23 protein-coding genes are annotated in these 23,678 nt (G+C 57.0%); 8 read left to right on the top strand and 15 right to left on the bottom strand.

The features are described 5' to 3' along the window. Positions 1–21 precede the first annotated feature (21 nt). Both sodC and LC417_RS04365 read left to right on the top strand, forming a co-directional pair. Positions 22–540, top strand: coding sequence for a superoxide dismutase family protein (sodC, locus tag LC417_RS04370; protein WP_010245567.1), 519 nt, complete (start codon positions 22–24; stop codon positions 538–540). Positions 541–670: 130 nt separating this feature from the next. Then, positions 671–1,138: a hypothetical protein gene (locus tag LC417_RS04365; RefSeq protein ID WP_010245563.1), complete on the top strand. Its 468-nt coding sequence runs from the start codon at positions 671–673 to the stop codon at positions 1,136–1,138. Here the strand turns inward: LC417_RS04365 and LC417_RS04360 are convergent, their stop codons facing one another. From LC417_RS04360 to LC417_RS04350, 3 genes are read right to left on the bottom strand one after another with little or no spacing between them, the layout of a single operon-like run. Then, complete coding sequence (locus LC417_RS04360; protein ID WP_223565531.1) at positions 1,139–3,139, bottom strand: FUSC family protein; 2,001 nt, start codon at positions 3,137–3,139, stop codon at positions 1,139–1,141. It abuts the gene before it with no gap. Continuing rightward, positions 3,136–3,993, bottom strand: coding sequence for an HlyD family secretion protein (locus LC417_RS04355; RefSeq protein ID WP_223565530.1), 858 nt, complete (start codon positions 3,991–3,993; stop codon positions 3,136–3,138). The genes LC417_RS04360 and LC417_RS04355 overlap by 4 nt, the downstream gene beginning before the upstream one ends. A gap of 5 nt (positions 3,994–3,998) precedes the next feature. After that, a complete protein-coding gene (locus LC417_RS04350) occupies positions 3,999–4,235 on the bottom strand; it encodes a DUF1656 domain-containing protein (RefSeq protein ID WP_010245554.1) in 237 nt (78 codons plus the stop codon). A gap of 150 nt (positions 4,236–4,385) precedes the next feature. On the opposite strand from LC417_RS04350, the gene slyA reads away from it, so the two are divergent. Next, complete coding sequence (gene slyA, locus LC417_RS04345; RefSeq protein WP_010245551.1) at positions 4,386–4,823, top strand: transcriptional regulator SlyA; 438 nt, start codon at positions 4,386–4,388, stop codon at positions 4,821–4,823. Between the two features lie 40 nt (positions 4,824–4,863). On the opposite strand, the gene slyB is transcribed toward slyA, so the two are convergent. Then, positions 4,864–5,331: an outer membrane lipoprotein SlyB gene (slyB, locus tag LC417_RS04340; protein WP_010245548.1), complete on the bottom strand. Its 468-nt coding sequence runs from the start codon at positions 5,329–5,331 to the stop codon at positions 4,864–4,866. A 282-nt stretch (positions 5,332–5,613) separates the two neighbouring features. On the opposite strand from slyB, the gene anmK reads away from it, so the two are divergent. Next, positions 5,614–6,735, top strand: coding sequence for an anhydro-N-acetylmuramic acid kinase (gene anmK, locus LC417_RS04335; protein ID WP_033767108.1), 1,122 nt, complete (start codon positions 5,614–5,616; stop codon positions 6,733–6,735). 46 nt (positions 6,736–6,781) lie between these two features. Here the strand turns inward: anmK and LC417_RS04330 are convergent, their stop codons facing one another. The 3 genes from LC417_RS04330 to LC417_RS04320 all read right to left on the bottom strand — a co-directional run bounded on the left by LC417_RS04330 (position 6,782) and on the right by LC417_RS04320 (position 9,078). Continuing rightward, on the bottom strand, positions 6,782–7,015 hold the full coding sequence (locus LC417_RS04330) for a DUF4060 family protein (protein ID WP_010245542.1): 234 nt from the start codon (positions 7,013–7,015) through the stop codon (positions 6,782–6,784). Between the two features lie 229 nt (positions 7,016–7,244). Beyond that, positions 7,245–8,456 (bottom strand): diguanylate phosphodiesterase, encoded by a 1,212-nt coding sequence (locus LC417_RS04325; RefSeq protein WP_223565529.1) that lies wholly within the window; start codon positions 8,454–8,456, stop codon positions 7,245–7,247. A 100-nt stretch (positions 8,457–8,556) separates the two neighbouring features. Beyond that, positions 8,557–9,078 (bottom strand): GNAT family N-acetyltransferase, encoded by a 522-nt coding sequence (locus LC417_RS04320; protein ID WP_010670047.1) that lies wholly within the window; start codon positions 9,076–9,078, stop codon positions 8,557–8,559. 289 nt (positions 9,079–9,367) lie between these two features. On the opposite strand from LC417_RS04320, the gene LC417_RS04315 reads away from it, so the two are divergent. Then, positions 9,368–9,601: a hypothetical protein gene (locus tag LC417_RS04315; protein ID WP_010670048.1), complete on the top strand. Its 234-nt coding sequence runs from the start codon at positions 9,368–9,370 to the stop codon at positions 9,599–9,601. Between the two features lie 151 nt (positions 9,602–9,752). Here LC417_RS04315 and LC417_RS04310 read toward each other — a convergent pair whose 3' ends face one another. Genes LC417_RS04310 through LC417_RS04300 form a run of 3 tightly spaced genes read right to left on the bottom strand, consistent with a single transcriptional unit; the run spans position 9,753 to position 11,599 of the window. Further along, complete coding sequence (locus LC417_RS04310; RefSeq protein ID WP_223565528.1) at positions 9,753–10,901, bottom strand: sugar MFS transporter; 1,149 nt, start codon at positions 10,899–10,901, stop codon at positions 9,753–9,755. Then, entirely contained in the window at positions 10,898–11,437 is a 540-nt protein-coding gene (locus tag LC417_RS04305; protein ID WP_010670050.1) for a TetR/AcrR family transcriptional regulator, read from the bottom strand. The genes LC417_RS04310 and LC417_RS04305 overlap by 4 nt, the downstream gene beginning before the upstream one ends. Positions 11,438–11,440: 3 nt before the next feature. Next, on the bottom strand, positions 11,441–11,599 hold the full coding sequence (locus LC417_RS04300; protein ID WP_022625733.1) for a hypothetical protein: 159 nt from the start codon (positions 11,597–11,599) through the stop codon (positions 11,441–11,443). Positions 11,600–11,979: 380 nt separating this feature from the next. Here LC417_RS04300 and LC417_RS04295 point away from each other — a divergent pair, with 380 nt between their 5' ends. Next, positions 11,980–12,252, top strand: coding sequence for a hypothetical protein (locus LC417_RS04295; RefSeq protein WP_010245525.1), 273 nt, complete (start codon positions 11,980–11,982; stop codon positions 12,250–12,252). Between the two features lie 114 nt (positions 12,253–12,366). Here the strand turns inward: LC417_RS04295 and LC417_RS04290 are convergent, their stop codons facing one another. The 4 genes from LC417_RS04290 to treZ form a co-directional block, all read right to left on the bottom strand. Continuing rightward, complete coding sequence (locus LC417_RS04290) at positions 12,367–13,131, bottom strand: SDR family NAD(P)-dependent oxidoreductase (RefSeq protein WP_010245522.1); 765 nt, start codon at positions 13,129–13,131, stop codon at positions 12,367–12,369. Between the two features lie 126 nt (positions 13,132–13,257). Continuing rightward, on the bottom strand, positions 13,258–15,333 hold the full coding sequence (gene glgX, locus LC417_RS04285) for a glycogen debranching protein GlgX (RefSeq protein ID WP_010245519.1): 2,076 nt from the start codon (positions 15,331–15,333) through the stop codon (positions 13,258–13,260). Positions 15,334–15,393: 60 nt separating this feature from the next. Beyond that, the gene (gene treY / locus LC417_RS04280) at positions 15,394–17,922 is read right to left on the bottom strand and encodes a malto-oligosyltrehalose synthase (protein ID WP_223565527.1); all 2,529 of its coding nucleotides are present in this window, start codon (positions 17,920–17,922) and stop codon (positions 15,394–15,396) included. Next, entirely contained in the window at positions 17,919–19,703 is a 1,785-nt protein-coding gene (gene treZ / locus LC417_RS04275) for a malto-oligosyltrehalose trehalohydrolase (RefSeq protein ID WP_064691270.1), read from the bottom strand. The genes treY and treZ overlap by 4 nt, the downstream gene beginning before the upstream one ends. Positions 19,704–20,129: 426 nt before the next feature. On the opposite strand from treZ, the gene LC417_RS04270 reads away from it, so the two are divergent. Next, a complete protein-coding gene (locus tag LC417_RS04270; RefSeq protein WP_033767119.1) occupies positions 20,130–20,426 on the top strand; it encodes a hypothetical protein in 297 nt (98 codons plus the stop codon). A gap of 54 nt (positions 20,427–20,480) precedes the next feature. Here the strand turns inward: LC417_RS04270 and LC417_RS04265 are convergent, their stop codons facing one another. Next, on the bottom strand, positions 20,481–21,737 hold the full coding sequence (locus LC417_RS04265) for a mechanosensitive ion channel family protein (RefSeq protein ID WP_039391856.1): 1,257 nt from the start codon (positions 21,735–21,737) through the stop codon (positions 20,481–20,483). Positions 21,738–21,959: 222 nt separating this feature from the next. Here LC417_RS04265 and LC417_RS04260 point away from each other — a divergent pair, with 222 nt between their 5' ends. Then, positions 21,960–23,618 (top strand): methyl-accepting chemotaxis protein, encoded by a 1,659-nt coding sequence (locus LC417_RS04260; protein ID WP_223565526.1) that lies wholly within the window; start codon positions 21,960–21,962, stop codon positions 23,616–23,618. The last annotated feature ends 60 nt before the right edge of the window (positions 23,619–23,678 follow it).

The following is a 23,678-nucleotide window of genomic DNA, read 5'->3' as shown; positions in this document are numbered from 1 at the left end:
TGGTATGCAAATGGAGTCACCATGAAAATGAAAGCAGTTGCCCTATTCGCACTGATCGCCTGCGGCTCAGCACAGGCTGCCAGCGAGCAGGTTACGATCCATCAGGTTACCGCTGAAGGGATTGGGAAATCGCTGGGCACCGTTAAGATTGACGAGACACAGTATGGTCTGCAGTTCACGCCGGATCTGCAGGGGCTTCAGCCGGGCATTCATGGTTTCCATGTCCATGCCAAAGGTAGCTGTGAGCCTGGCGAGTCTGAAGGCAAAGTGGTCGCCGCCGGTGCGGCGGGTGGTCACCTTGATCCGGCCAACAGCGGCAAACATCTGGGGCCTTATGCAGAGGGGCACCTGGGCGACCTGCCCGCGGTCTATGTCGATGACAAAGGCAGCGCCACTTATCCGGTGCTGGCGCCGCGTCTGAAATCGTTAAAAGAGATCAAAGGCAAAGCGCTGATGGTGCACGTCGGCGGTGACAATCATGCCGACCATCCTAAACCGCTGGGCGGTGGCGGGGCACGCTACGCCTGCGGTGTCATCTGAGTTTCCGGGCGGCAGGCGATGGCCGCCCGCTTTTCTCCTGCCTGTTTATGAATTGTTGTACCATCCCTGACATTTCCCCCCTATGATATTGATTCAGGTAAGAAAGCGTGATCGGGAAAGGAGCAGGAAAATGAAATTCAAGGGCGCATTACTGCTGTGTCTGCTGCTGGTGGGATGCGATAAACCCAATGATACGCAACTGGTCACCGAAACCGGACGCGAACTGCAGCGCACCATCGATACCAACCCAATGCGTATCACCTGTGAAAAGATCGCGAAGGGTCGTGAATGGCTGAGCCGCAACATGGTGCGTAAGCTGGAAGCGCAGGGTTGCGATCAGGTCTTTCGCAGCGCCACCGAAACCAATTTCACGGATAGCACTATTTATCGCCGCACCATGACGATGGTGTGCGGTGGAATTCATGGTCAGAGTTTTACCGGTACCGAACTGACACGCCGGTTTATCTTCTCACCCGATGAGAAAGTGCTGGTGATTGAACCGATGACCGAAATGGATAAAACCCGCTTCGAAGGCCATAAAACGCTGCAACAGCTGCAGGATGATTTTAACCGGCAACAGCAGCAATATTGCCAGTGATCACTCCGGCACCGCCTGCTTCAGCTGTGCCAGTGAACAGCGTAACCGCCAGATAATCCCCGCCAGCTCGCTGGCCTCATTGCTTTCCAGTGCCAGTAACGCGGTGATGGTCTCCTCCAGTTCCGTCAGCATCCGATCCAGCGAGCTGTGGCGCACGCCGCGGCTGCTGATAATCTGCTGTAAGTCTTGCAGGCAGTGATCGCGAAACCCCATCAGTGCGGCTGAACCGGCGCGCCATTCACGCAGCTGCCAGACGATATGCGAGCAGTTGAGCAGCACCACGCCCCAGCGCAGTAGCCAGACGCGTGCCTGCTCATCCCGGCTGTGACTGAGCTGGCTGATGCGGTGGTAAATCTGCGATTCGAAGCGGCTCTCGCTGAGCCGGGGCCGCTGCCGCAGCTGATCGAGAAACGCCAGCCGCAGCGCCCGGATATGCCGTCGGCTGCGCCGCGCATCGGAGCTGGGTCGCAGAATCTGGAACGCCAGCCAGGCGAGCAGCACCCCGCAGACTTTGGCGATGTTATCGTTAAAGAAGTCCTGATAATCCCATGTGGGCGGATTAGTCACCGCGATAAACGAACCCATAAAGACGATGAACTGTCCCCACATCCCGGCGCGCTGCTTCTGCTGCAGCTTAAAGAGTTGCAGCGTCACCAGCAGCGGGAACAGAAACAGTAAAAACTGCCACAGCTGACTGATCTGCACCATCAGCCCAAACTTCATCACAAAACTAAACGCAAACAGCCACAGCAGGGTCTTCAGCAGCAGCGTGACGCTGCCGCCAGGTGAGGGTGATGAAGCGTAGAGCACACAGGCAATGGCGGTTAAGGTGAGCGCGGCGGCACCGGAAGACCATTGCGTATTGATCCAGAAGGCGCAGCCCAGCACGATAACGCAGAAGGTACGCAGGGCGCTCCAGCCCGCCTCGGCGCTGTCACTGTCGCGCGCCAGCGCCGGAACCGGCGGTGGCTGAAAGCGGGTGTCGGCATCGGCGCGATCCAGCAGGCGGATCCAGCGCAGCACGTTGAGGTACATCCAGCAGAAGTAGCGCAGCCGCTGACAAAAAGCGCGCTGCCGGTAGTCGCCATCCGCTGCCGGGGTCACGCTGCGCAGGATTTGCGCCAGACGATATTTATCACACGCCGGTTTCGCCAGCTCCACCATCAGTTGTTGCAGCGCCTCAAACAGCGCCTCAGGCGCGTCGGGCCAGTTCAGCAGCATGCGTCGCAGGCTGGAGAGCACGCTGGTGAGTCGCAGCTGCTGGTGCAGCACATAGTTCAGCACGTTGTTCTGTCGGCGAAAGCGGTAGTGGCTCCAGAACGCCTGAATCCGCAGCAGATTCATGGTCAGGATCTGGCTGATGACATTTTCATGCGCGGTCCGGATGGTCTCGCTGGCTGAGGGCTGCAGCAGTAACACCGCATGTTCCAGCAACCGGGCATGCATCTGTTTCAGTGAGGTAATCAGCGTCTCACCATCGGAGGTACTCGGCAGTACCATCATCATCAATCCGGCGCAGAGAATGCCGGAGATCACCTCGCAGACCCGTGCCTGAGCGATGGTCCATAGCGAGGTGATATCGGTGATGTTAACGCTGCTAAAGGCGATGATGGCGGCGGTGTAGCCCGCCAGCGAAAAGGCGTAGGCAACGTTATTCTGGTAGTGATTCGCTATGCCGGTACAGAGCGCCAGCCAGCCGGCAATGGCAAAGGTAAACAGCCACGGCTCATTAAGCGTATGTCCGGCGATCAGCAGCGCGGCGCTGGCCCCCATCAGACTGCCAACAATGCGCCCCAGACTTTTACTGATCGCGCCGCCGACGGTGGGAAAGCTAATCACGGCGGCAGAGGTCATTGCCCAGTAGGGCTCATCCAGATCCAGTCCGTAGGCGATGCTCAGCGCCAGGCACATCGCAATAGCGTTACGCAACGCATAACGCCACTGGCCGGCGTTCGCCTTAATCCAGGGCAGTTGATCCCAGGCCAGCCACTGAAAATTCATGGCTGGATGGTGATGGTGCAGCTGGTTCCCGCCACCAGGTCTGCATCGGCAGGGAGCGGGTTGAGACGAATACGCACCGGCACTCGCTGCGCCAGCCGCACCCAGGGCACGTTAGGTTTGATATCGGGCACCAGGCCGCTGTCGGTCTCAATGCTTTGGTCATAGATGGCGCGGCCAATGCTATCCACCTGACCCTGCAGCCGCATGCCATTGCTGTAGAGCACCACCTGGGCCGCTGCGCCTGGGTGAATATGGCGCAGTTTTGTCTCTTCGAAGTAGCCCATTACGTAGTAAGAGTGGCTGTCGACCAGGGCAAACAGAGGCGAACCCGCGGTGGCATAGTTGCCGGGACGCAGCGTCAGATTGGTGATCCAGCCATCCGCCGGTGCGGTCAGCGTCGTCTGCTGCAGATTCCAGCGCGCCCGTTCCCACTCCGCCTGTGCCGCTTTGGTGCTGGCGGCCGCCGCGCCGGCGCTTAATCGCGCGGCATCAAGGTCCTCTGCGGAGATAATGTTGCGCGGCAGGCTGCTGCGACGGTTAAATTCATGCTGCGCCTTCGCGAGATCCGCCTGCGCTTTGCTGAGCTGGGCGGCGGCATTGTCGAGCGCGATCTGCCACGGCACCGGGTCCAGCGTTAATAGCTGCTGGCCCTGATGCACAAACTGATTGTCTCTGACCTTCAGTTGCGTAATCCGGCCCGATACCTGAGGCGTGATATCCACCAGCTCTGCCCGTACTTTCCCGTCACGGGTCCAGGGCGACTGCATGTAGTAGTTCCAGAGCCAGCCAGCGGCCAGCAGCGCCAGGGCAAACATAATCAGCGTGGAGAAGTATTTTACCGCGTTAAATTTCATATCGATTATCCGTGACCGATGAGCCAGAGTGCGGCGGTAACGCACAGCACAAACAGGGAGAGATCAAACAGGGTGGGATGCCAGACATCGCCGGAGTAGATCCAGCCACGCACCAGAGGGTGGATCAGCAGCCAGAAAAAGAAGCCGAGGATCACCGCTTTGAATATCGGCGGGAAAAACAGTGAGGCGCCCACCACCAGATCGGTCAGCGGATTCGCACCTGAAAAAGCAGGAGTGAGCACGTCATAACATCCTTCGTTAACCCAAACAGCAGAGTGAAAGCGCTGCCACGTTATGGTGGCCTGGTCCGGGATTTGTAATTTGTCCTGTAAACTCGCAGAATAGTGTAAAATCTGGCTTGATAGCTAGCAAGCTAATTATAAGGAGATGAAATGGATACGCCCCTCGGAACGGATTTATCTCGCCTGGTGCGCATCTGGCGCGCGTTGATTGATCAGCGGCTGAAGCCGCTTGAGCTGACTCAGACTCACTGGGTGACGTTGCACAATATTCATCAACTGCCGCCCGAACAGTCCCAGATTCAGTTAGCCAAGGCGATTGGTATTGAACAGCCTTCGCTGGTGCGCACGCTGGATCAGCTGGAAGAGAAAGGATTAATCACCCGTTCGACCTGCGCCAACGATCGTCGTGCCAAGCGCATTAAGCTGACGCAGCAGGCCGAGCCGATTATCGAACAGGTTGAGAGTGTGATTGATGAGACGCGGGATGACATTTTGTCCGGCATCAGTCGGGAAGAGATCAGTCAGATGGTGACGCTGATCGCCCGGCTTGAGAAAAACATTCTCGAACTTCAGCATAAAGAGAAATAAAAAAACCGACGCCCAGGCGTCGGTTTTTTGTTTAGCTTCATTAGCGAGGTGAAACCGTCACCTGGCTGCCGTTGGATGCCATCACAACACGCTGGCCAACAGAGTAACGCGTGGCGGCCTGTTTCTGAACCACCATGATGGTGTTGCCATCATCCTTACGGATTTCCAGCTCAACGCCATCGGTTTTATTGACTGCGCCCTGTACGCCCTGGCCTGCTACGCCACCCAGAACCGCACCACCGGCTGTCGCCAGGCTACGTCCGCTGCCGCCACCAATGGTGTTACCCAGGAAGCCACCCAGCACCGCACCACCGATAGCACCGATGACATTGCTCTCATCGCCGCCCTGGATTTTCACCGGACGTACTGAGACTAAGGTACCGTACGAAACGCTCTGCACCTGCTTAGCTTCACTGGCACTGTAGGTATCACCCGACAGCGTACTGGTATTGCTACAACCTGCCAGCATCACACCGGCCAGAGCGACCACAATTACACGCTTGATCATTTGAAACTCCTTTAGTCGAGAAGGTGCCACGTTTACCGCTGTATCCTGCTCACAGTATAAGACACAAACCTGGCAAATTAATCCCTGTCCGAATAAAACACGGCTGGACGAAGCATAGACTATGCAGGATCAACAATAATTCAATCGTGGACTAAAAATAGTCCCATTACGTTATCAGTCAGCACGATTGGATAAAAAGAATTTAATCATAGAATTAGCGATCATTATTTGTCAGGCTAACCGCAGATGAATTGCACTTCCGGCCGGAAGTAAGGAATGGCTATGAAATCAGGACGCTATATTGGGGTAATGTCAGGCACCAGCCTGGATGGAGTGGATGTGGTGCTGGCTGCCATTGATGAAAATATGGTGGCGCAGCAGGCGAGCTACTGCCATCCGATGCCACCAGAACTGCGTCAGGCGATTCTGGCGATATGTCAGGGACAGTCCCTGACGCTGTCGCAGCTCGGCCAGCTTGATACCCGCCTCGGCCAGCTGTTTGCTGAAGCGGTAGTGACATTAATGAAGCGCGAATCGCTTGACGCCAGCGATATCACGGCGATTGGCTGTCATGGTCAGACCGTCTGGCATGAGCCGCAGAGTGACGCACCCAATACGCTGCAGATTGGCGATCATAATCAGATCGTGGCGGCCACCGGCGTCACCGTGGTAGGGGATTTCCGCCGCCGTGATATGGCGCTGGGCGGGCAGGGCGCGCCGCTGGTGCCTGCCTTTCATCAGGCGCTGCTGATGGATGCCACTGAACGCCGCATGGTGCTGAATATTGGCGGCATCGCCAATCTCTCGCTGCTGATCCCGGGTCAGCCGGTGCGCGGCTTCGATACCGGCCCCGGCAATATGCTGCTGGACGCCTGGATCTGGCGTAATCAGGCTCAGCCGTATGACAAAGATGCGCAGTGGGCGCGCAGCGGGTCGGTGATTCCGGCACTGCTGGAGGCGCTGCTACGTGAGCCCTGGTTTGCGTTGCCGCCGCCGAAAAGCACCGGGCGCGAACATTTCAACCTCAGCTGGCTGGAGCAGCATCTGCGCTATTTCCCGGGTCTGGCTGCGCAGGACGTGCAGGCTACGCTGGTCGAGCTGACCGCCATCACCATCACGCAGCAGGTGTTACTCAATGATGGCTGCGACCGTCTGCTGGTGTGTGGCGGCGGCAGCCGCAATCCGCTGCTGATGGCACGACTGGCAGCGCATCTTCCGGGAACGGAAGTAACGACTACCGATGCGGCGGGTGTCAGTGGTGACGATATGGAGGCGCTGGCGTTTGCCTGGCTGGCTTTCCGCACGCTCTCCGGCCTGCCGGGCAATCTGCCTGCGGTGACGGGCGCACGGGAAAAAAGCGTGATTGGCGCAATCTTTCCGGCGAATTCACTCTACCGACGCTAAGCGGGGAGTCGGGGGCAATCTGCCCCCGCAGGATGACAGGTGGCCGTCAGGCGGCGCCGGAGAGATGCGTCAGGTTGCGAACGCCAGTAATCACCGAGGCAACCATGGTTTCACGTCGGGTAATCACCTCAACCTGATAAAACCGGCTGCGGTAGGCGATGGAATAGATAACGGGATGGTACTTATTACCTTCTCCGTAGCGGGAGTAGTGCGCTTCAAGCGCACGGGTCGCTGCGAGAATATGGGAGGGTTCTTTATCACCGCGGATGATTTGCTTCATTCAGTTCCTCAAATGCTGTCCCTGGAGTCACGTCGCACGCATGGCGCGTAGCGCTGGCCTAAACACTGAACATCTGACTGCTAAACATTTAATCACTGACTGGGTAATGACTGACTCTGCCGCGGGAAGATGACAGAAAGATGATCCCCCGGGGCTGTTAATTATTTAGCAGCCGCCGGGTGATCCAGCAAGGCAGGAAATTGCAAATTCATCCAAATCGCAGAGGCGGTCAGATCAGCTCCGGCCAGGCCACGGCCGCAACGCCATTGAGTACAGGTTTTGAGAACAGAAAGCCCTGAAACTGGGTCACGCCTGCCGCTTCAAGCCACATCCACTCTTCCGGCTGTTCAATGCCCTCGGCGATAACACCGATTTCCAGCGAGGAGCAGCATTTCAGAATGGCATGAATGATCGCCTGCTTCGGCCCACTTTTATGCACATCAGCGATGATGGTTCGGTCGATTTTAATCTTGTCGGGCTGAATGCGCGTCAGCAGCGACAGACCGGCAAAACCGGCACCGAAATCATCCAGCGCCAGGCTGATGCCGGCCGCCTTCAGCTGCCTGATGGCGGCTTCAAAGGCCTCAGGCTGCGAGATAATTTCATTCTCGGTGAATTCAACCATGATCTGCTCTGGCACCAGTCCCTGCGCAGCAATCTCATCCAGCAAAAACGGGACGGCGTCGGGCACTTCCACCAGCGTCATCGGCAGCAGATTGATCGACAGGGTCATGCCCTCAATCCCCAGATGCTTCGCCTGGGCGAAGGCGATCTTTTTCGACCTCAGATCGAGCTGATAGAGCTGCTCACGTGACAGTCGGGCAAAATAGTCGAGCGGCGGTTCACCCTGCGGGCCGCGCAGCAGCGCTTCCAGCGAGACGATTTCGCAGGCGAAGGGGTCGACGATCGGCTGAAAAGCAAAGCTGACCTCATCCGCAGCCACCAGCGATGCGTTGCCTTCACGCTGTTCTGACTCGTCACGGATAAACGTCCAGCCGCTGGCGGCCGGGATCTCAAAATAGTTCTCTTTTTCCCGCGCTTCGACAAAGGTGCGCAGGAACTGCAGTGCGCGATCGGCATAGGTCAGCTGATACTTTGTGGTGCACTTTGCCAGTACCGCCTCCAGTACCGTCTCTTTATCATGCAGCCGCAGATCGAACAGCTCCATACCGACGTGGCCAAAACGGCGTGCCGGGGCGTAATCGCGCAGCAGTTCGACCAGATTATGGTGGCGTGGATCCTGGCAAATCCGGCTGTAAACTGCATTGACCGCCGCCTCCGGACCTTCCAGCAGCTGGAAAAAATGCGTGCCATTGAATAATAAAATTCCGGTGACGCTTGAGGATTTATTGATTTTATTCGCTTTCCGCGCCAAACCATTCAGGATCTCAAGCGGCACATGTTCAGTAATGTGGCTGCGATAGATGATTGTCGACAACATAAAGGTTTCCGGAATTTTTTATTTTTTGTTATGGCACCTTACCAGAAGCTTCTTCCGGGGAAAACGAGGGCCAGTACGTCTTTCTCACTCTGACTCTGTTTTAATCAACCGGCAGCGTGGTATTGCCCGTTCCCAGAGAGCGCTGCATAAAAACGGTATCCAGCCAGCGACCCTGTTTAAAACCTACCGAGCGCAGGATACCTGTCATCTCAAAGCCTGCGGCGCGATGTACGGCAATCGAGCCCTGGTTCTCGCTGTCGCCGACGTTGGCGATCAACTGGCGGAACCCTGCCTGCTCAGCCCAGCGGATTACATGGTTTAACAGGCGCGAACCGGCTCCGCGCTTCTGAAATCCGGGATCGATATAAATTGAGTCCTCCAGCGTATGCCGGTAGGCATGGCGCGGGCGATAAGGCGTCAGATAGCAGAACCCACGTACTTCTCCGTCGCTGACAGCGATAAACCACGGCAGGCCCGCCTGCTGAATCTTCCGCATCCGCTCGCCAATCTCTGCCGCGTCGGGCGGCACTGTCTCAAATGAGCCGGTGCCGTTAAGGACATGCCAGGCGTAGATCTGCTGAATCGCCGTGATGTGGCGTTCATCTGCCTCAAAAATTTCCATTATGCGGTTTTGCCCCGAAAGTCTGCACCTGGTGGAAAAACAACGGTATAGCGGGCGATGTGAGGGCGCAATATAAATATTACGCGCTCATGAAATTTTATGAGTGCGTCGTTCGCCAGGATTATTCCTGGCAGGAAGCAGATAAAAAATCACGTCGGTTTAGTGCCACTACTGAATGGTAATTAAGCCTATTCTGAAAACAGCGTCAGCCGGATGATCCGGGCCGGCGTTAAGGCTATTATCGTCGCGGTTCTGATGAGGTTGATTTATTAACTGGAGGCGCAGCGTGATGCGATTTGTTGATTTTCTGAATAGTAAGCAGGGGCTGCGTGCAGCAAGAAATCACTGCTTTGAATTAAATGGTGTGGTACTGGGCCATTTTACTGCGTTATTCCTGCATGATAACCAGATTATTTTTACCAAAGATGGTAAGCAGTGTGCTGTGCCTTATTATCTGGGTCCCGAAGAAGATTTGCTTCAGCAGAAAATAAATCCACGCATTAAAAATATCCGCGCGATCTGAACGGACGCCGCGATGAGTTTATCGCTTCAGCCATAACACCTGCGTAATATTTCCTCATTCTCCGGGCGATAATATTGGCACTGTCTGGTAAATAGCATCGACGCTATTTCTAACTTCCCTGTTTTCTGCCAACCCATTCGTTTACGCCTGCTTATTTAGCCGACTCGCTGCTGTTCTGCGCGGGTGCAATAAACAGCAACAGCAGGGCGCTGACCGCAAACAGCGTCAATGCCGTACTGGCACCCAAAGAGGCGTAGAGCTGACCAAACAGCAGCGATCCCGCTACCTGGCCCACCGCCAGCATAAAAAACAGGATGCCGACGCCGGTCGCCGGATCTTCAGCAGTGGCGCGTGCGCCCCACACCAGCAGCACGCCCGATAGCGTGACGTAACCTGCGCCACAGCAGGCAACCGCGATCGCTAAACCGGTGGATTCGCCCCGACTCCAGGCCAGCACCAGCAGTGGCACTGCCATCCCGCACAGTGAGAGCCGGTATACACCCTTCAGCCCGATACGGGCAGCGACCGGGCCGGTTGCCGCACCCACGATGCCTGCTCCTCCGGCAATCAGCCAGAGTAAGCGGGCGGTCTCTTCATCCACACCGACATGCTGTCGCAGCAGCGCTGACCCAAAGCTCCACCAGGCTGCACTGACCAGACCCGAAATCAACGCAATACTCATCAGCCGATGCATGGAGCGGCGATACAGCCGCTGGTGCCAGTGACGCACTCTGGTGGGACGACTGGCGGCGTGACCCGATAACACGCGCATCACCGGCAGCACACAGGCCAGCGACAGCAGAGCGAACAGCAGACAGGTGGCACGCCAGCCGCCGGGCAGAACGCTCAGGATGACCACCGTCAGGATAATGCCCGCGCTGGTGCCGGCATTGATCAGGGTATTGATGCGCGGCTGACCTGCAGCAGGAATTCGATCATTGACCGCCGCCGCCAGAGCAGGTGAAGCCAGACCGGCACTCAATCCGGCAATAAAGAGTCCGGCCGCCAGCAGCAGCGTTGATGAGGCACAGGCGAGCAGCAGCAGACCCGCCGTCGCACTGAGTGAGGCCAGCAGCGCCGTCAGCCGGGTGCCATAGCGATCCGCCAGCGCGGCTGCGGTAAGAATGGTGAGGCAATATGCCACAAAGCTGCAGGCTGACAGCATACCCGCCTGCTGCGGGTTGAACGGGATCTCCGCTGAGATAGCGGGCAGCATCAATCCCCATGAGAAGCGCGCCATGCCATAGGTCACGGCGATCAGGCTGAAGCCGGTCAGCGCCAGCGCGATGGGCGATCTCATCCTGTCGCCCTGTTCTGAAGTAACTGACTGACGACCTGCGCCGCCTGTTGAGCAGCGGCGGGACCGGTAATCAGCGCCGTGGTAATGGCACCCTCAAAGAGTATCCAGATAGCATCACTCAGCGACTTATTTTCAGCACCGCGCAGATGCGTCACACAAAGGGTGATATAAGCCCGCATCGTGGCCCGGAAGGCTAGCGCCTGAGCGGCCAGTTCACTGTCCCGCTCGGCATACTCTCCCCAGGCTTTAAGAAAGAAGCAGCCACGGGCACCGTTCGCTGCCGTCCACTCGCCCAGCACCCTGAACAGATGCGCTATCGCATCAGGCTGTTGCGGTGGCAGCAGATCGGCCATAAAGCGCTGCTCGCGCGCGTCGAGTACCGCTGCGGTCAGCGCTTCGCGTGAGGCGAAGTGATGATAGAGCGTGCGGGTAGAGACGCCCGCTTCGCGACAGATATTGTCGGTGCTGGTGGCGTGGAAACCGTGGGTGTAGAAGAGCCGCTCGGCGGCCTGGATGATATCGTTTCTCTTTTTCATGCTTTAAAAGTAAACCGATCGTTTTACTTTTTCAAGCCGGTCGCTGTTAATTACGCCCGCTGGTATTGATAAATCCCTGATGCCAGGGGAGCTGGCGTTCCGCTTAAAGGCACGCTGTGCACCACTTTCACTCTTATTCAGGTTCAGTTTATCAATACTCATAAATACCCCTGCGGGGATGATATTTTTCAGCTTCTGCTCTAATCATATCTGAGTAGCGCGTCACCCCTGGCGCGCAGGTTGATTTTATAAGGTATTGTTTTTAAGGTATTGTTTTGATTTTTGCTTTTTTAATGATGCATTAGCAGTATAAATGTAAGCGGGGCGACAGTGAGGGTGAGGGCGTTACAGCGCGTGGAATGCCTGAAGCGACATAAGCAATGAAAAAGGGCATATTCTCAAAGTCAGCCAGACTCACGCAATAAAGTGGTTTTAGGGATAATTCTCAGTTAGTTTAATAAAGCTTCAGATTACAAAAAAAACCTCTTACGAATTTTGGTTCGTTTTTTAAGATACATACAGCAACTATCAGGATGACTACCATGCTCAAAGCCAGCTACTATTATCTGTGCCCGCGTCCCATGGGTGGATGGATTTTACACAAAGAAGGTTGCGTTAATCTGTCAAAGAACGATAAACGCGTTTTTATTGGTTCGCTTTATACCCGCCAGCAGGCGCTGGCCGTGGCGAAAGTCCATCACGCTAATGCCATACTCTGTAATGCCTGCCTGAGCACTTTTATTTGCCCGACCAGCAGCACGGCAATTAAACCGGCACGCGCGGCAACGCCAACCCGCCATACGCCAAAACATTAATTTGTATGCAGGCAGTTATTGTTCTGCTGTGGCAGAAGGATAATAAAGGGAATTAATGCTGCGGGCCGGTTAGAATAAAAAAAGGCAGCGTAAAGACGCTGCCCTGTTCTTTATTTAAGCCTGTTTAGGCTGGCCATTTGAAGCGGTAATTCCGCCATCGACCGGCAGATTAACGCCGGTAATATAACTGGCTTCATCGCTGGCAATAAAGAGAATGGCACGGGCGATATCATCCGCTTCACCGGCCCGGCGCAGTGGAATACGGTCGTAAAAGCGCTCCAGCAGCGCCTGATCCTGTTTGGCATCTTCGGTCAGATCGGTAAAGGTAAAGCCGGGACAGATTGCATTGACCCGTACGCCATCTGCGCCGTAGTCCATCGCCAGCGCACGGGTGAAGTTGGTAATCGCCCCTTTAGCCGCGTTGTAGATGCTCATGCCCCAGTCGCCGCCTAAACCGGAAACGGAAGAGATGTTAACCACGTTGCCTTTGCTCTTTAACAGGGCAGGCATGAAATAGTGTACGCCGTGGAAAACCCCATCAAGGTCAGTTTTCATCAGGGTTTTCCATGCGTCGAGATCGACTTCATGGATGCGGCCCTGCACGATGACGCCGGCGTTATTTACCAGCACGTCAACACGGCCATACTTCTTCAGCACGGTTTCTGACAGCTGTTTAACCTGTGCGGCTTCTGAGACGTCGCAGGCAGCCACCAGGTGATCGCCTGGCGTCATGTCGGCCAGCGTCTCTTCCAGTTTCTGCGCGGTACGGCCCACCAGCACTACTGATGCACCCTCTTCAGCGAAGCGTTTTGCGCTGGCTTCGCCAATGCCGGATCCGGCACCTGTCACAACCACAACTTTCTGCGTAAATCTGGACATTATGCCTCCTTTTCAGCATCAATTCTCACTGTTAACAACCGGTTAAGCCTGGCAGCGATCGCCAGAAACACAAGCGCAGCGCGAAATGCGCTGCGCCAGATGACTGCTTTTTAACCGGGTGAGCGGCTATGGACGTCTGAACAGGGCGAAGCTGCGTCCTTCCAGTTCGAAATCCTTCTCTTTGGTGATCACCAGACCGCGCTTCGCGGTGTCGCTGGTGGTCAGTTCCAGCACCCAGCCGCCTTCACCAAACTGCGGGATCTGGAACGGTACATTGCCTTCAAACGGATTGAACAGCATCAGGACGTCGTGCCAGATGCCTTCCTCGGTCTGGAGGTCCGGTCGGCCGATATAAACCCCCAGCGTTGATCCCTCATCCCACTGCTCAGCCTGCTGGAAGCCGCCACCGGCGTTAAACCATTTGATATCCATGCCATCACGCCAGTTTTCACGGCGCAGTAACGGCTGCTGAGCACGTAACGTCAGGATCTGGCGGGTGAACTCGCGCAGCGCCTCGGCAGATTCCGGCAGGTTATCCCAGTGTACCCAGGAGATTTCGCTGTCCTGGCAGTAGCCATTGTTGTTGCCCATCTGGCTGCGGCCAAACTCGTCGCCCGCCAGCAGCATTGGCGTACCGTGTGAGAAGATCAGCGTGGCGAGGAAGTTGCGCTTCTGACGCTCGCGCACCGCGTTGATGCCTTCATCATCGGTCGGGCCTTCAACCCCGTAGTTGTAGGAGCGGTTGTCGTTGTGGCCGTCGTTGTTGTCTTCGCCATTCTCCGCGTTATGTTTGTCGTTGTACGACACCAGATCGTTGAGGGTGAAGCCATCGTGCGCGGTGATAAAGTTGACGCTGGCCCATGGACGACGACCGTGCTGATCGTAGAGATCGCCGGAACCCAGCAGGCGGGCGGCAAAGTCTGTGGAGACGTTGTTGCCTTTCCAGTAGTCACGCACCGTATCGCGATACTGATCGTTCCATTCTGCCCAGCCTGGCGGGAAGCTGCCCACCTGATAGCCGCCCGGACCGATATCCCAGGGTTCACCGATCAGCTTTTTCTGCGACAGGACCGGGTCCTGCATGATGGCATCGAAGAAGCCGCCGCGCGGGTCAAAACCATCAGGCTCGCGGCCGAGAATGGTACCCAGATCGAAACGGAAGCCGTCGATATGCATTGATTCTGACCAGTAACGCAGCGAATCGAGCACCATCTGCAGCACACGCGGATGCGAGGTGTTGACGGTATTACCGGTACCGGTGTCGTTGATGTAATAGCGATGCTGGTCTGGCAACGTACGGTAATAGGAGAAGTTATCGATGCCTTTAAACGACAGCGTTGGCCCCAGCTCATTCCCCTCGGCGGTGTGGTTGTAGACCACGTCGAGGATCACCTCAATACCGGCATCATGGAAGGCTCGCACCATGTCACGGAAGCCCTGAATGCCGCGCGGCCCGAAGTAGCGGGTGGCGGGGGCAAAGAAGTTCAGCGTGTTATATCCCCAGAAGTTTTTCAGCCCTTTATCCAGCAGGTGCTGGTCATCCGGGAACCAGTGTACCGGCAGCAGTTCGACCGAGGTAATGCCCAGGCTTTTGATGTAGTCGACGGTCGATTTGTGGCTCATGCCGTCAAAGGTGCCGCGCATTTCAGGTGGCAGGGCGGTGTTGAGCTGCGTGAAGCCCTTAACGTGGGTTTCATAGATAACGGTTTTCGGCCACGGCACATTCGGGCGGTTTTTATCCTGCCAGTCGAATTCGTTGGGATCGATCACCCGGCACTTTGGCGTAAACGGCGCGCTGTCGCGGCTGTCGAAGGTCAGATCTTTATCGTCATGATAGAGATCGTAAGCGAAGTGCGCTTCGTTCCACGCGATGTCACCCGCCAGTTCACGGGCGTAGGGATCGAGCAGCAGCTTGTTCGGGTTAAAGCGATGACCATTTTCCGGGTCATAAGGGCCATAAACGCGATAGCCATAAAGCGCGCCGGGCTGCAGGCCCGGAATATAGCCGTGCCATACTTCATGGGTATATTCCGGCAGCTCCAGACGGGCAATTTCCGTTTTACCGCTGGGATCGTACAGACAGAGTTCAACCCGCTCGGCGTGGGCGCTGAACAGGGCGAAGTTCACGCCCTGACCATCAAAGTTGGCTCCCAGTAAATGGCTGTATCCCGCCGTAATTTCAAAACGCTGACTGTTTGACATTTATGCCTCGTTATTCAATGAACAGATTGACGCGTAATAAAAAAAAGTTCTTTCCGGAATTCACTGTGCCACCAGCACGGCACACCACTGCGATGCCAGCCCGGTAAGCGGCAGCTGGTCGCCCGCAGCCACCGTTTTACCGGTCAGCACATCCTGGTAGCGGCGCTGGCCCAGTGCGGTGGGCAGCGCAATGACCGTGTCAGCCCAGCGTGCAGCGGGCGGCTGGTCGAGATTCTCCGGCAGCGGGTTAAAGACCCGGCGTGACACAACCACTATCACCGCCTGATCCTGTTCGGTACGGGCAAAGGCCAGCACATTATTCTGCTGCTCGCCCTCTGCCGACAGTGCCAGATAGTCACCGTGGCGGAACAGGGCAGGCTGCTGCTGACGCAGCCTCAGCAACTTCACAATCGCCTGCTGATTGACCTGACCGCGCAGCCAGTGCGCCTCGCTGCCGTCGTGCTGTGGCGCGTTAAGCATCGCCGCCAGCGCGTCGAAATCGGGTTCGCGGCGGTTATCGGGATCGACCAGGCTGAAGTCCAGTGCCTCACTGCCCTGATAAATATCGGGTACGCCAGGCGCCGTAAGCTTCACCACAGTCTGGGTCAGACTGTTGACCAGACCGGCACGCATAAAGGGTTGCAGCGACTGGCAGAAGTCATTGAGGAAGGTGCTGTTGGCGGGCGCAAGCAGGTGACGGGCATAGCCCAGCACCGCCTCCTCATAGGCGTCGTTGTTGTTGGCCCAGTCGGTACGCAGCTTGGCTTCACGCAGCGCTTTTTCCACATAGACCACAAAGCGGGCTTCCAGCGCCGCCAAGCCTTCCGCATCCTGCGGCTGCAGGGTGGTTGGCCAGACGCCCGCCAGCGCTTCATACAGCATCCATTCCACGGCCGGTTCGGGTGCCGGACCATCTTTCAGACGTACGACCTGATCGTGGTTCATCTCCCGCCAGCGGTTGACGCATTCCGCCCAGCGTTGCGGCGCTTCGGTAAGGGTATAGAGTCGCGCACGTGCATCTTCACCGCGCTTGGTGTCGTGCGTAGAGGTGCCCGACAGCGCATCGGGCTGATGTTCGCGCCGCGCCTGCATTTCAGCGTGAAACTGATCCAGCGAGAAGTGGCGCGCCAGCGGTTCAGCGCCGACTTCATTCAGCGCCAGCGCCATGTGCTGACGGAAGAAGAGGGTATCTTCCACCGATTTCGCCATCAGCGGTCCGGTCAGCTGCTGGAAGCGGGTGCGGAATTGCGTGGCATCGTCGCGAGCGGAGTCGGCAACCTCTGCGCGCAGAATATGGGTCAGGAAATCAAGCGCCTGACTGTCGGGCGCATGGGCACTGGCTTTGACCTCGCTGACGACCTGTTGCAACAGCGCGGTGTCGGCTGGGGTCAGGCCCTGCGGCGTACCATAGGTGCGATAGACCGGGAAAGCCACCAGCAGTTCACGCAGCGCATTCTTCAGTTCCGCTTCCGGCTGTGGCGTGCCTTCTGCGTCGGCAATCTTCAGTGCCAGCTGCAGTAACCGGTTAAATTCACCGGCAAAATTGCGGTTTGCCATCAGCAGTTTGGCGGCGCGCAGCTCCGCTTTCATATCAACGGTTTTACCGATGACGGCCTGATACGCTTTGCGCAGTCCACTCAGCTGATCGCTGTCGACCAGCATATTGGCGAGCGCGGCCATAAATTCATATCCGGTGGTGCCGGAAACCGGCCATGCATCAGGCAGCTGTTCATTGTCACCCAGGATTTTCTCCACGGTGAGATAGCAGTCGGGACCTGCAGCCTGGCGTAACTGTTCCAGATAGCCGTGCGGATCGGCCAGGCCATCCACGTGGTCGACGCGTAAGCCCTGCACCGCACCGCTGTGAACCAGTTCCAGGATCAGCTGATGTGCGGCATCAAAGACCGCTTTGTCCTCCACGCGCACGCCCACCAGACCGGTCACTTCAAAGAAGCGACGGTAGGAGAGATCGTTGGGCGCATCGCGCCAGGACATCAGCCGCCACGGCTGCTGGTCATGCAGTTCAGCAATCTCCGCCGCGTCGCGGAGGGCGAGTACCGCTTCTTCCCGATCCTGCCAGGTATCAGGTGCCAGCGGATAGAAATTGTCGAAGTAGGCCAGCGCCGGTTTGCCGGTCTGCGGATCGCGCTTCACGCTGATCTCGCCGTTGGCCAGCACCGCCTCAAAGGTGTCACCGAGGAACGGCAGCGTCAGGCGGCGTGACCAGTCGATATCGAAGTAATGCGCATAGCGGCTCTTTTCGCCATGCTCAATGACGTCGCGCCACCACGGGTTCTCCAGCGAGGCGGCCATATGGTTAGGCACGATGTCGAGGATCAGCCCCAGCCCGGCCGCTTTCAGCGCAGCAGCCATGCGATCAAATCCTTCACGGCCGCCAATCGACGGCTCGATCTGGTTAACGTCGGTCACGTCATAGCCGTGGGTCGATTCAGCAGTAGCGCTGAAGATCGGTGACGCGTAAAGATGGCTGATACCCAGCTGTTTCAGGTAGGGCACCAGCGCCGCCGCACGGTCAAACGTCATGCCGTTGCGGAACTGAATGCGGTACGTTGCGGTTGGAATATTCATTCTGCTTCTCTCTTAGCCAGGCGAACCACGATAGCGTTGGGAATCAGTTCGCTGGCGGCCTGCGGCCAGGCAAACAGCGTTTCGCCGGGCAGATCGGGGATCGGCTGTGTGCTGTTGCCGACGTTCAGCGCCAGTGACAGCGTGCCCTGCGGGAAGTCCCAGCGCACCGCGAGGAAACCTTCCGCCGTTTTCACCACCTGACCTGCATCGCCACCGGCGGTCTGCAGCAGCGGCACGATATGTTGCTGACGCAGGGCCAGCAGCTGACGCGTCAGCGCCAGCCACTGCTGACCTTCCGGCGTTTCTGTTCGCTGCCAGTTAAGCTTCGACTGTTCAAAGGTGGTGACATCGTTAGGATCCGGCACGGTTTCGCCGTGACCGGCATGGCCTTCAAACTCTCTGGCGCGACCTTCACGCACCGCTTTGGCCAGATCGCCGTGGAAATCGGTGAAGAACAGGAACGGCCGGGTTTCGCCATACTCTTCACCCATAAACAGCAGCGGAATATGAGGCGAGACCAGTAACATCGCCAGCAGCACCTGGGTGCGCTCTGCGCCGGCCAGGCTGATGAGCCTTTCGCCCTGCGCACGGTTGCCCGTCTGGTCATGGTTCTGGATGAAGTCGACAAAGGCGACCGGCGGCTGGCTGCTGCTTTTCACGCCGCGTGGCTCGCCCGACTGCGGCGAGACTTCGCCCTGATAGACAAAGCCTTCTGCCAGCGCCCGCGCTACCCGCTGTTCCGGCTGGTCGGCGAAATCCTGGTAATAGGCGTGGCTTTCACCGGTTGCCAGCACATGCACGGCGTTGTGGAAGTCATCGTTCCATTCGCCGGTAAACAGCGGAGCGTCCCCGTTTTCGTCACGCGGATGCAGGAAGGTGACGTTACGGCAATCTTCGGTAGTCAGATGAATAGGGCGGTCGGTAATCGTGGCGCGGATGCGCTCAGCAATGTCAATCAGCACATGCTTGTCGCTGGGATCGTCAATCTGATCGATGGCGTCAAAGCGCAGGCCATCCAGATTAAACTCCTGCAGCCAGTAGAGCGGCGCTTCCACGATATAGCGGCGCACCGCATCAACGTCATAGGCGATACCGGCGCCCCACGGCGTCTGGCGCTCTTTGTGGAAGAAGTCTGGTGAGAGCAGCGGCAGATAGTTGCCCTCCGGGCCGAAGTGGTTCAGCACGATATCCAGCACTACCGACAGACCGTGGCCGTGTGCTGCGTCAATAAAGGCTTTAAAATCATCGGGTGTACCGTAGGCGGCATGCGGTGCATAGAGCAGCACGCCATCGTAGCCCCAGCCGCGATTACCGCCGAACTGCGACACCGGCAGCACTTCAATCATGGTAATGCCGGTTTCAGCCAGCGTTGGCAGCTTCTCAATCGCCGCCCGGAAGGTGCCCTCAGGCGTAAAGGTGCCGATGTGCAGTTCATAGACCACCGACTCCTGCCATGGACGACCCTTCCAGCTCGTGTTCTGCCACTGATAAGCGTCAGGATCGATCACCAGCGACGGGCCATTGACCTCTGCTTTCTGAGCGCGGGCGGCGGGATCGGGCACCGCTGTACCATCGGCCAGCACATAATCATATTCGGCATTGGCTGCCACACCAGCGACCTGAGTTTCAAACCAGCCGTCAGCCTGCGGCGTCATCTCAATGTCTTTACCGGAGAGCCGCAGCGTCACGCGTTGCTGACCGGTTGCCCAGAGGCGGAAACGCACCTCGTCGCTGGCAACCCGTTCAGCGCCCCAACTTTTAAAAAAAGATTTGGATTCCATTCAGTTGCCTCATTTAGCCTGGAAATGCGCGATGGTGGCCACCGCACGAAAAGGATGTCGATGACGCAAGCGTCAAAAAATCTTAAAGCTATCAGCGAGACCAGGAGGCCAGGTGGGCTGGCGCGTCTCTTCAGTCAGAAAGCCGGACTGGTATTCAGCGTGGTGTGGCGGAAAACGGGCCGTGAGACCGCTTCCACGCGGCATACAGAGAGTAATCATAGACTAAGATGTTGCAATCGCAGGGCGGCGGGAGGTGGAGAGGCATTAATTTGCGTTAATTGCTGTGAATCTGCATCCGGCGGGGCGAAAGCAGGAACCAGGCGCAGAAAAGCCTGCCGGATGGCGCCGATTCGCTATAAGCTTATGCGCGATGGCGCAGGTCGCTCCGGATGACCTGCGGCGCTGAACACTTCAGAAGGATGTTACGTGAGGAAAAGAGTTCTGTTAGCCGCGTTGTTGTTGCTGGTCTCCGCCTGTTCTAACCGGGTCGGACACAGGCTGGACAGCAGTAATCTGCAGCAAATTCATGCCGGTCAGACCACCAAAGCCCAGCTGATCGCGCTGTTCGGTCAGCCTGACAGTGAAACGCCTTACCCGGACGGGCAGCGGTTGCTGAAGTGGACCTACAGCGAGGCGCGCACCCTGAATACCACCGAAGGGCAGACGCTGACCGTGCAGATGAAAAATGACAAAGTGCTGAACTATGCGCTGAGTAAAAGTTAATGCGCTGAGCAAACGTGAATCACGGCGGCGGCAGATCGCCACCGCGCATTCTGGTTACTGCCCGCCGCTCTGCTGTGCGTCCCGGCTGTCGGGGCGCGGCTGAGCCAGACGGGCAAAATCGGATCCTGCCGGATGCTGATAAATCTGCAGCTCAAAGTGGCGGGCCATCGCGTAGATATACTCAAAAATCGCTGCCTGAGTATTTTCATAATCGGCCCAGAAAATAGAGGAGGTGAAGCAGTAGATCTCCACCGGCAATCCATCCGGTGACGGTTTCAGCGGTCGCACCACGATATACATCTCTTTCTGAATGTCGTCACGCTGCGCCAGCCAGGCGGTCAGGTATTTACGGAACACCATCAGATTGGTGATGCCGTTCTCCATAAACCAGCGGTCGCCCACGGCATTGATATCACGTCCATCCAGCAGCTCAGTGATCGATTCGCCAGCGAGGCGGATCTGGCTCATCGCCTGCAGCATCTCCTGATTCACAAAGGTGATCGACTTCTGATCAAGATAAAAGCTGCGCATGATGCGGCGTGCGCCCGAGGAGAACATCGCCTGCCAGTTGGTGTAGGTCTCGGTCAGGAAGTTCTTGGTCGGGATGCGCGAAATGGTGTTGTCCCAGTTGCGGATGGTGATGGTATGCAGGGCAATATCGATCACTTCACCACTGATATTTCTGTCCGGCATCTCAATCCAGTCGCCCAGTTGCAGCACATCGTTAGAGGAGAGCTGAATATTCGCCACCAGCGACAGCAGCGTATGCTGGAAAATCAGCATCAGCACCGCGGCGACCGCACCCAGCGAGGAGATGATAATCGCCGGTGACTTGTTGGACATAATCGCCAGAATCATGATCGCGGCGATAATATGCACCAGAATTTTGCCGATCTGGATATAGCCTTTGATCGAGTGATTCTTGCGTTTTGATTTGCGCGAATAGGAGTTGTTAACAATCTCCAGCACTTCGTTGAAGAAGATCGACAGATAGACAAAAAACAGGATGCCGCAGATGGTCTGAATCGCCACTTTCAGATTTTCAGGCAGGCCCGGCATAAACTGCAGGAAATTGTAGACCACAATCACCGGCACAAAATTTGACAGCTTCTGAGAGAGGCGGACATCTTTATCCAGCGGCACGCCCTTTTTGTGGCCGCTGAAAAAGACCTTCCTGATCACTTTGACGATGAAAAATTTGCAGATCAGGTGAGTGACCATCCCGGCCATAATCAGCAGCAACAGGCTGAAGCTGATCGAAAGTACCCTGTTTCCCTCAATAAAACTCATCAGACTCTGAATGTAATGCATGATAACCACGTGCAAAAAAGATAAGGGGCGAATTCAACCACAGCACGGGGACGGTTGTTAAGCGCCGAATGCGTTCAGGCTGAGCCGCACCGCTTTTTTTGCGTAACGGCGCGCTGACAGCACCCTCCATCCTGCGGATTGTTACCTTCTCTGGTGCAACACTCAGATAAACGCCGCGCTGGCCGATAACAGCTTTATCTCCTCTGATATGAGCCTGCGGACATGCTTAAAAATCTTAAAATCACTCACGGTATCGCTGCTGTTCTGGTGGTCTTTGTGACGTTACTGACCCTGACCGGATTTCTGTTCTATAACGGCGTCTCAAAAGCCGACAAAAACTTCGTGGCGGCAGAGCAGCTTACGCTGCAGCAGCAGCACCTGAGTGACGCGGTAAAAACCCTGATTAAAACCCGCGTCACCATCAACCGCGTGGCAATCCGTTTCCTGAAAAATCAGCAGGATCCAAAATCACTGGCGGCCATGGCTGCGCTGCTGGAGCAGGCTGAAACGTCAGCCGCTGCCGCCGATGCGGACTTCAAAGCCTGGCAGGCGCTGCCGCGCAAAGAGGGCCAGGGTGAAGCCCAGGCGACGCAGGTGCAGACCGCCTACCAGCAGATGCGTGACACCATGCTGGCCTCGATTACCTTTCTGAAGCAGGGCAACTACGCGGGCTACGGCAACCTTGAAGCACAGGCGGCGCAGGACCAGCTCGACAGTGCCTATGAGGCCTGGCGTGCAGTGAACATCCAGCTGATGAAAGCGTCCTCGGAGCATAACCAGCGTAGCCTGACGGATGCGCTCTGGGCGCTGCTGACTATTGGCCTGATCACCGGCGTGATTGGGGTCGCGGTCTGGATTGGGCTGCAGAAATTGCTGATTGGCCCACTGGGCAGGCTGACCGGCCATATGCGCGCCATTTCGGGCGGCGATCTGACCTCCGATATTCAGCATGAAGGCCGCAATGAGATGGGCCTGCTGATTCAGGAACTGCAACAGATGCGCGATGCGCTGGTGGTGACCATTACCTCGGTCGATGACGCCACCCGCTCTATCTTTATCGGTGCAGCGGAAATCTCTGCGGGCAGCACCGATCTCTCTTCCCGTACCGAACAGCAGGCTGCCGCGCTGGAACAGACCGCAGCCAGTATGGAGCAGCTCACCTCAACGGTGAAACTCAATGCAGACAATGCGCAGCAGGCGACCACGGTAGCGAAAGAGGCTTCAGCCACGGCCCTGCAGGGCGGTGAGACTGTCGCCCGGGTCATCGCCAACATGGATCAGATCAGCGAAAGCTCGAATCAGATCGCCGGTATCATCGCCATTATCGACAGTATTGCCTTCCAGACCAATATTCTGGCGCTGAACGCCGCCGTTGAAGCCGCGCGTGCCGGTGAGCAGGGTCGTGGATTTGCAGTGGTTGCCGGAGAAGTGCGCTCGCTGGCCGGACGCAGCGCCAGCGCCGCGCAGGAGATCCGGGGACTGATCGACCGCTCAGCCGAGCGGATTAAAACCGGTGCCGGTCATGCTTCTCAGGCGGGCGTCGCGATGGAGAGCATCGTGACGTCGGTGAGTCGTGTCACGCAGCTGATCGAAGAGATTGCGGCGTCCTCGACTGAACAGACCCGTGGCATTGAGCAGGTCTGCAAAGCGGTCTCGGAAATGGATGGTGTGACGCAGCAGAACGCCGCGCTGGTGGAGGAGTCCGCGACTGCCGCCGCCTCACTGGAAGAGCAGGCGAGCTACCTGCGCAAAACGGTATCGGTATTCAAAACCGGCACTCTGCAGGCGGCGTTCTCTGCTGCGCCGGTGGCGAAAGCCCTTGCCGTGCCAAAACTTCAGCCTGCCCGCCTGGCGGACAACGATAACTGGCAGACCTTCTGATAAAAAAACCGCCCCGAAGGGCGGTTTTTTTATTTTGTGACGCGGCATGCAGCATCATGC

The sequence above is a fragment of the Pantoea sp. OVA07A genome, from assembly GCF_019969975.1.
Lineage (GTDB): Bacteria > Pseudomonadota > Gammaproteobacteria > Enterobacterales > Enterobacteriaceae > Pantoea > Pantoea agglomerans.
This window is presented reverse-complemented; position numbering and strand designations above follow the sequence as displayed.

Coding starts and splice junctions, on each gene's coding strand:
- sodC (WP_010245567.1), top strand. CDS start 22: ATGAAAATGAAAGCAGTTGCCCTATTCGCACTGATCGCCTGCGGCTCA.
- LC417_RS04365 (WP_010245563.1), top strand. CDS start 671: ATGAAATTCAAGGGCGCATTACTGCTGTGTCTGCTGCTGGTGGGATGC.
- LC417_RS04360 (WP_223565531.1), bottom strand. CDS start 3,139: ATGAATTTTCAGTGGCTGGCCTGGGATCAACTGCCCTGGATTAAGGCG.
- LC417_RS04355 (WP_223565530.1), bottom strand. CDS start 3,993: ATGAAATTTAACGCGGTAAAATACTTCTCCACGCTGATTATGTTTGCC.
- slyA (WP_010245551.1), top strand. CDS start 4,386: ATGGATACGCCCCTCGGAACGGATTTATCTCGCCTGGTGCGCATCTGG.
- slyB (WP_010245548.1), bottom strand. CDS start 5,331: ATGATCAAGCGTGTAATTGTGGTCGCTCTGGCCGGTGTGATGCTGGCA.
- anmK (WP_033767108.1), top strand. CDS start 5,614: ATGAAATCAGGACGCTATATTGGGGTAATGTCAGGCACCAGCCTGGAT.
- LC417_RS04330 (WP_010245542.1), bottom strand. CDS start 7,015: ATGAAGCAAATCATCCGCGGTGATAAAGAACCCTCCCATATTCTCGCA.
- LC417_RS04325 (WP_223565529.1), bottom strand. CDS start 8,456: ATGTTGTCGACAATCATCTATCGCAGCCACATTACTGAACATGTGCCG.
- LC417_RS04320 (WP_010670047.1), bottom strand. CDS start 9,078: ATGGAAATTTTTGAGGCAGATGAACGCCACATCACGGCGATTCAGCAG.
- LC417_RS04315 (WP_010670048.1), top strand. CDS start 9,368: ATGCGATTTGTTGATTTTCTGAATAGTAAGCAGGGGCTGCGTGCAGCA.
- LC417_RS04310 (WP_223565528.1), bottom strand. CDS start 10,901: ATGAGATCGCCCATCGCGCTGGCGCTGACCGGCTTCAGCCTGATCGCC.
- LC417_RS04305 (WP_010670050.1), bottom strand. CDS start 11,437: ATGAAAAAGAGAAACGATATCATCCAGGCCGCCGAGCGGCTCTTCTAC.
- LC417_RS04300 (WP_022625733.1), bottom strand. CDS start 11,599: ATGAGTATTGATAAACTGAACCTGAATAAGAGTGAAAGTGGTGCACAG.
- LC417_RS04295 (WP_010245525.1), top strand. CDS start 11,980: ATGCTCAAAGCCAGCTACTATTATCTGTGCCCGCGTCCCATGGGTGGA.
- LC417_RS04290 (WP_010245522.1), bottom strand. CDS start 13,131: ATGTCCAGATTTACGCAGAAAGTTGTGGTTGTGACAGGTGCCGGATCC.
- glgX (WP_010245519.1), bottom strand. CDS start 15,333: ATGTCAAACAGTCAGCGTTTTGAAATTACGGCGGGATACAGCCATTTA.
- treY (WP_223565527.1), bottom strand. CDS start 17,922: ATGAATATTCCAACCGCAACGTACCGCATTCAGTTCCGCAACGGCATG.
- treZ (WP_064691270.1), bottom strand. CDS start 19,703: ATGGAATCCAAATCTTTTTTTAAAAGTTGGGGCGCTGAACGGGTTGCC.
- LC417_RS04265 (WP_039391856.1), bottom strand. CDS start 21,737: ATGCATTACATTCAGAGTCTGATGAGTTTTATTGAGGGAAACAGGGTA.
- LC417_RS04260 (WP_223565526.1), top strand. CDS start 21,960: ATGCTTAAAAATCTTAAAATCACTCACGGTATCGCTGCTGTTCTGGTG.